9 protein-coding genes are annotated in these 6,000 nt (G+C 43.5%); 5 read left to right on the top strand and 4 right to left on the bottom strand.

The genetic code is table 11. The features are described from left to right. Together AB5618_RS19655 and AB5618_RS19650 are read right to left on the bottom strand one after the other, a co-directional pair. A partial coding sequence (locus AB5618_RS19655; RefSeq protein WP_368367007.1) for a DUF6783 domain-containing protein occupies positions 1 to 67 on the bottom strand: 67 nt, incomplete at its 3' end. Between the two features lie 120 nt (positions 68 to 187). Further along, on the bottom strand, positions 188 to 664 hold the full coding sequence (locus AB5618_RS19650; protein WP_118579636.1) for a small multi-drug export protein: 477 nt from the start codon (positions 662 to 664) through the stop codon (positions 188 to 190). Between the two features lie 253 nt (positions 665 to 917). On the opposite strand from AB5618_RS19650, the gene AB5618_RS19645 reads away from it, so the two are divergent. Then, on the top strand, positions 918 to 1,136 hold the full coding sequence (locus AB5618_RS19645) for a cation transporter (protein WP_118579549.1): 219 nt from the start codon (positions 918 to 920) through the stop codon (positions 1,134 to 1,136). Here the strand turns inward: AB5618_RS19645 and AB5618_RS19640 are convergent. Beyond that, positions 1,131 to 1,280, bottom strand: coding sequence for a DUF6783 domain-containing protein (locus AB5618_RS19640; protein WP_308768424.1), 150 nt, complete (start codon positions 1,278 to 1,280; stop codon positions 1,131 to 1,133). The genes AB5618_RS19645 and AB5618_RS19640 overlap by 6 nt on opposite strands. Between AB5618_RS19640 and AB5618_RS19635 the strand changes: the two genes are divergently transcribed. The 4 genes from AB5618_RS19635 to AB5618_RS19620 all read left to right on the top strand — a co-directional run bounded on the left by AB5618_RS19635 (position 1,212) and on the right by AB5618_RS19620 (position 5,051). Further along, a complete protein-coding gene (locus AB5618_RS19635) occupies positions 1,212 to 1,382 on the top strand; it encodes a DUF6783 domain-containing protein (protein ID WP_308768425.1) in 171 nt (56 codons plus the stop codon). The two genes, AB5618_RS19640 and AB5618_RS19635, sit on opposite strands and share 69 nt — an antisense overlap. 76 nt (positions 1,383 to 1,458) lie before the next feature. After that, positions 1,459 to 3,327 carry a heavy metal translocating P-type ATPase gene (locus AB5618_RS19630; protein ID WP_148461876.1) on the top strand — a complete coding sequence of 623 codons (1,869 nt, stop codon included), beginning with the start codon at positions 1,459 to 1,461 and terminating at the stop codon, positions 3,325 to 3,327. A 22-nt stretch (positions 3,328 to 3,349) separates the two neighbouring features. Next, positions 3,350 to 3,721 carry a helix-turn-helix transcriptional regulator gene (locus AB5618_RS19625; protein ID WP_148461875.1) on the top strand — a complete coding sequence of 124 codons (372 nt, stop codon included), beginning with the start codon at positions 3,350 to 3,352 and terminating at the stop codon, positions 3,719 to 3,721. A gap of 325 nt (positions 3,722 to 4,046) precedes the next feature. After that, positions 4,047 to 5,051: a calcium/sodium antiporter gene (locus tag AB5618_RS19620; RefSeq protein ID WP_148461874.1), complete on the top strand. Its 1,005-nt coding sequence runs from the start codon at positions 4,047 to 4,049 to the stop codon at positions 5,049 to 5,051. A 145-nt stretch (positions 5,052 to 5,196) separates the two neighbouring features. Here AB5618_RS19620 and AB5618_RS19615 read toward each other — a convergent pair whose 3' ends face one another. Further along, the gene (locus tag AB5618_RS19615) at positions 5,197 to 5,781 is read right to left on the bottom strand and encodes a manganese efflux pump MntP family protein (protein ID WP_148461873.1); all 585 of its coding nucleotides are present in this window, start codon (positions 5,779 to 5,781) and stop codon (positions 5,197 to 5,199) included. Positions 5,782 to 6,000 lie beyond the last annotated feature (219 nt).

The following is a 6,000-nucleotide window of genomic DNA, read 5'->3' as shown; positions in this document are numbered from 1 at the left end:
CGACAACCGAATTCGGGTGAAATATACCGCAAAGTGGGGCGTGCAGATTGCAGGAATGATTTTTCAAACAGGCTCTAAGACGAGCGAAAACGACAGAGGCTTGTTTTAGTTTCTTTTAAGGCATAAAAAAAGTATATGAGTTTATTCGCAATCAGATAAACTTCATATACTTTTTCTTGTAATCCTGTCAGCTGAATACTGCAAATAATGCCCCAAAAAGTCCTGCACTTGCAGCGCCCATGATAAGACCAGCCAGAATGACACCAAGCATTACAGCCAGAACACTGGACTTAAAGTCCATGTCCAGAAGGCTGGCAGCCAGGGTTCCGGTCCAGGCACCTGTGCCGGGAAGAGGAATTCCTACGAAGAGCAGAAGCGCTACGAATAATCCGCGGCCGGCCTTTGCCTGAAGGGCCTTTCCTCCTTTTTCCCCTTTTTCAAGACAGAAGGTAAAGAAGCGCCCGATCACCGGTTTATCCTTGCCCCACTCCAGAACCTTGCGGGCGAAGAAATAGATAAAAGGTACTGGAAGCATGTTTCCGATAATGGCGATAATGTACGCCGGAACCAGCGGAATTCCGAAGCCTACAGCATATGGGATCGCGCCTCGCAGCTCAATCAGCGGTACCATAGAAATAAGAAAAACGATTAGATAACTTTTCATGTTTAAAATCTCCTCTAATTTCAATCCAATAATATTCGACTTATTATACACGAAAAAAAACGAATTGAACAGGGCAAAAAAAGAAATTACTATATTAATACAGGAAAAAGAAAGCATTTATGCTACATCATAGAAAAAGAAAGATTTTATGCCAAACCTATTGACAGAAGTTATTTAAATGCTATAATAAAAACAAACATATGAATAATTGTTCATATGAAAAAGAGAACATTTTCAAAAGGAGACCACTATCATGAAAAAAACTTACAAGATCGATGTTGACTGCGCAAACTGTGCAAACAAGATGGAGGAAGCTGCTAAGAACACTGCTGGTGTTAAGGATGCGACTGTAAACTTCATGACTCTGAAAATGATCGTTGAGTTTGAAGATGGACAGGAGCCGAAGGCTGTTATGCAGGAAGTCCTGAAGAACTGTAAGAAAGTAGAAGACGACTGCGAGATCTTCTTATAAAAACAATGAGGAAAAGCAGTTACTAGAGCGTGTTTGAAAAATCATTCCCGCAATCTGCACGCCCCACTTTGCAGTATATTTTGCCCGAATTCGGTTGCCGTAGCCCGCTACGGCGCCCTCATCCGGGCGAAATCTCCCACAAATTGTGACGCACATCTTGCAGAAAGCCTTTTTCAGACACGCTCTAGGCACAGAATGAACAGTAGGACAGTGACCGGACTGGATGTACTCTGTTCAGTCACGTAAACGAATTAAGCGAATATGTCGCTTGCCGGCGATATCATTATAATGGAGGCCATGCCTTCAGGGCATGTGAAAGAATATGAACAAGAAGCAGAAAAAAGTATTGACCAGAATTATTATTGCTTTTGTCCTTTTGGTTTTGCTACGCTTTCTTCCGGTAGATGGCTATCTTCGAATGGCACTATACATGGTCCCGTATCTGGTGATCGGTTATGATATTCTGAAAAAAGCGCTTAAGGGAATTAGGAACCGTCAGGTATTTGATGAGAATTTTCTGATGGCAGTTGCCACAATTGGTGCCATTGCTCTCGGCGATTATCAGGAAGGCACTGCGGTTATGCTGTTTTATCAGATCGGAGAACTTTTCCAGAGTTATGCCGTTGGAAAGAGCAGAAGAAATATCAGCGAGCTGATGGATATCCGTCCGGATTATGCAAATATCGAGCAGGACGGCAAGCTGGAAAAGGTAGACCCAGACGAGGTAGAGATTGGAACTATCATTGTGGTTCAGCCGGGAGAGAAGATTCCAATTGACGGAATGATTGAAGACGGAAATTCCACATTAAATACAAGCGCATTGACAGGAGAAAGCCTTCCGCGAGATGCGAAAGTGGGAGATGAGGTCATCAGCGGCTGCATTAACATGACAGGTGTATTGAAAATCCGCACCACGAAGGAATTTGGTGAATCTACGGTTTCCAAGATCCTGGATCTTGTTGAGAACTCCAGCTCCAAGAAATCCAGATCTGAAAACTTTATTTCAAAATTTGCGAAATATTATACCCCGGCAGTTTGCTACAGTGCTCTGGCACTTGCAGTCATTCCGCCTCTTTGCAGAATGCTGTTTATGGGACTTTCTCCGGAATGGGGAGACTGGATCTACCGTGCCCTGACGTTCCTTGTAATCAGCTGTCCATGTGCACTGGTGATCAGTATTCCCCTCAGTTTCTTTGCTGGAATCGGTGGTGCCAGCAATCAGGGCGTTCTGGTAAAAGGCTCCAACTATCTGGAGACGCTTTCCCAGACGAAGACCGTTGTTTTTGATAAAACAGGTACTATGACAAAGGGCGTATTCGAGGTCAGCGGAATCCACCATAATGAGATGGAGGATGCAAAGCTTCTGGAATATGCAGCATATGCAGAGTGCTCTTCCTCACACCCCATCAGCAAGAGCCTTCAGAAAGCATATGGCAAGCCAATTGACCGCAGCCGTGTCACAGACATTGAGGAAATCGGTGGAAACGGTGTTATTGCAAAGGTGGACGGTGTGTCTGTAGCTGCGGGTAACGCGAAGCTGATGAACCGTCTGGGCATTGCGTACAAAGAGTGCCATCATGTAGGAACGGTTGTCCATATGGCTGTGGATGGAAAATATGCAGGTCATATCCTGATTTCAGACATTATCAAACCTCATGCCAAAGAGGCAATTGAGAACCTGAAAAAAGCAGGTATTACAAGAACGGTTATGCTCACCGGTGACGGAAAAAAAGTGGCAGAGTCTGTAGCAGCTGACCTTGGAATCGGAGAGGTTCACAGCGAGCTTCTTCCGGCGGATAAGGTTTCCAAGGTGGAAGAACTTCTGGCAAATAAGTCTGAAAAAGAGAAGCTTGCCTTTGTTGGAGACGGAATCAATGATGCACCGGTTCTTTCAAGAGCGGATATTGGTATTGCAATGGGTGCGCTTGGTTCTGATGCTGCAATCGAGGCGGCTGACGTTGTGCTGATGGATGACGACCCGTTAAAGATTGGGAAAGCCATTCGCATTGCCAAGAAGTGTATGCGAATTGTATATGAAAATATTTATTTTGCAATTGGCGTGAAACTGATCTGTCTGGTACTTGGTGCCCTCGGCATTGCAAACATGTGGATAGCCATTTTTGCAGATGTAGGCGTTATGGTACTGGCAGTGCTCAATGCAATCCGTACTTTGTTTGTGAAAAATCTTTGATGATGATATCGAGGTATTCAGAATGAAAAAAGACATAGATAAAGAAGTGGAAATCTGTGATTGCTGTGAGGTCCATGAAAATCTTCTGCAAATTGTAAACGAGACCATCCCGGAGGAAAACGAGCTGTATGATCTGGCAGAGCTGTTCAAGGTGTTTGGCGATTCTACCAGGATCCGGATCCTGTTTGTACTTTTTGAAGCAGAGGTGTGCGTGTGCGACCTGGCAAAGGCATTGAACATGACTCAGTCAGCTATTTCCCACCAGCTTCGTATCCTGAAACAGAATAAACTGGTAAAAAGCCGCAGGGATGGAAAATCTATATTCTATTCTCTGGCAGATGAGCATGTTCGGACGATCATTGACCAGGGAAGAGAGCATATAGAGGAAGATTAGAGGTTGACTTCTTAACGGCAATTTGGTATATTAACTACACATATGGATTCTGTGAGGGAGTAGTTTGCGTGAAAACGTGGTTTGTCAACAGTCGCGGCTTTGATCGGATCTGATTCTGGCCTGGCAAATCTTAAAGAATGAGACTCATGTATGCATGTTATGGCATACATGAGTCTTTTTACATTTTGGGCAGATGTAATTCCAAAGAAGCAGGCTTATGAAGTAAATACTGTTTTGTAACACACATTTTGCAGAAAGCCTTTTTCAAACACACTCTGGAGAATCTGTAAAGGTAAAAATATGCGGATAACAAAAGGAGAATATTATGCAAAATATTATTAATGGATTGCCAATTGCAGCTGTTATCCTGCTGCTGGCAGTGGGATTTGCCTTTCTGGTAAAAGGGGCTGACTTTTTTGTGGAGGGAAGTTCCAGCATTGCGAAGAAATTAAAGGTTCCGCCCATCATCATTGGTCTTACGATTGTGGCTATGGGAACTTCACTGCCAGAAACAGCCGTGAGTGTGACTGCTTCTCTGGTACAGAATAATGAACTTGCGGTCAGCAATGTAGTAGGATCCAATATTTTTAATCTGATGTTTGTAATTGGTGTCTGTTCAATTCTGACTCCAATTATGGTCCAGAAAGCAACTGTGGTAAGAGATATTCCCTTGTCTTTAGGCTGTGCACTATTTCTGCTTGTACTGGGAATTTCAGGATTGGGAGATAAGACGGGAATGACGCTGGGTCATGCAGATGGAGTTATTTTCCTGATCGTGTTTGCCGGATACATTTTTACAATGGTACGAAGCGCAATGAAAGCCCGTGCTGCAGGACAGAAGGTTGAAATAGAAGGCGTTGAAGAATGTGACAATATGAAAGAGCTGTCATACGGCAAAAGTATTCTCTTTTTGATCGTGGGTGCAGCTGCAATTGCTTTTGGCGGTGACCTTACCGTTGATACAGCCAGTAGGATTGCAATAGAGCTTGGAATGAGCCAGACTCTGGTAGGGCTTACCATTGTGTCTATCGGAACTTCGCTTCCGGAGCTTGTAACCTCTGTAGTTGCAGCAAGAAAAAATGAAGTTGATATGGCAGTTGGAAATGCAGTCGGATCCAATATTTTCAATATTCTGATGGTCCTTGGAATCTCATCTGCTATCAGTCCGGTAGCTTTGATCCGGGAAAACATAATCGATATAGTGCTTCTTATGGTATTTTCGGTTATGGTCTGGATCTTTGCAGGAACCAGGAAAAAAATTGAGCGCAAAGAGGGTATTATAATGGTAGTGGTATATCTGGTTTATTGCGCATATATTATTGCCCGCTAATAAAAGCAGAAAAAGCTTTCATCCATCCCGTAAAGGGAGAGATGAAAGCTTTTTTTGATTGGAAAACAGGTGAAAATTAACGCTTGTATAGTAAAACACCTGGCGGAACAGTACCTGCTGAATAGCGGTAAATATGCTGAAATAATTAAAACATATTGTTGATAAAAATTTCCAGACCAATTGCAATTAGAATGACGCCGCCGAGAATATCCGCCTTGTTGGAAAGTCTGGTTCCGAAGCGTTTTCCAAGGGAAAGTCCGGTCATGCAGATAAAGAATGTGACTATGGCAATGATCAGGGAACAGACAAGAGCCATTAGCCAGTCATACTTAGAGATGGTGAATCCTACGGACAGGGCGTCAATGGAAGTTGCAACGCCCTGAATGAAAAGGGCTTTGGGACCAACTCCCGGAATTTCATCATCCTCATCGGTTCCCCGGATACCATTGATCAGCATGGAGCCACCAATATAGCCAAGAAGGATCAGCGCGATCCATGGAATAAATTTCTCAAATGTCCTGAAGTATTCTACAATGGTGTGGACACATAACCATCCGGTCATTGGCATGATGGCCTGAAAAGCACCGAATGTGCCCGCAATGCCGCACATTTTTTTCATGCGCATCCTAGGCTCGTGAAGGCCGTTTGCCAGGGATACAGAAAAAGCATCCATTGCAAGTCCGACTCCAAGCAGGGCGCTGTTCAGAAAAAACACAAAACTGTAGTTCATTTTTACATTCCTCCGTAATGTATTTTATTGCTGGTTTCCAATTTTTAATTTGCTGTGGAAACAGATCGTTTAGTAAAGCCTCTTACAGCATGAAAAAAGACCCAATATATAACCACAGGCTATATATGGGTCATCTGCATTCTTATAAAAGGACAGACTCCATGTATAGCATAACGTTATACATGAGTCTCGCAATTTAATGCAAGCCAGATCGAAACA

Source organism: Ruminococcus sp. J1101004sp1_RTP21198st1_B9_RTP21198_201120 (assembly GCF_040924245.1).
Lineage (GTDB): Bacteria > Bacillota > Clostridia > Lachnospirales > Lachnospiraceae > Blautia_A > Blautia_A faecis.
Note: the sequence above shows the minus strand (reverse complement) of the source record. Positions and strands in the feature narration are given on the sequence as shown.